Genomic DNA, 281 nt, shown 5'->3' with positions numbered 1-281 from the left:
GGCGGTAGCGGCAGCTTCAACTACAGCCAGAACAAAAGCAGCAGCCACTACGCTGGCGTGACGCACGTGAGCGGCATCCAGGCCGGTGATGGCGGCTTTGATATCAACGTACATGGCAACACGCATCTCAACGGCGGTGTAATCGCCAGCACCGCCGATCCGGGCAAGAACAGTCTCACGACCGGAACGCTCACCTACCAGGATATCCAGAACGAAAGCAGTGGCAAAGCGTCCGGCAGCAACTACGGCGCGGGCAGCGATGTACTCAGCGGCAGCAAATA

Annotated in this window: 1 protein-coding gene; it reads left to right on the top strand. The window is 59.4% G+C overall.

Going from position 1 to position 281, the window contains the following annotated elements; all coding sequences use genetic code 11:
- Positions 1-281 (top strand): hypothetical protein (locus ISP15_RS18525; protein ID WP_404549499.1); only part of this gene is annotated, 281 nt, incomplete at both ends.

The organism is Dyella jejuensis (assembly GCF_044904675.1).
GTDB classification, from domain to species: Bacteria; Pseudomonadota; Gammaproteobacteria; order Xanthomonadales; family Rhodanobacteraceae; genus Dyella_B; species Dyella_B jejuensis.
Note: the sequence above shows the minus strand (reverse complement) of the source record. Positions and strands in the feature narration are given on the sequence as shown.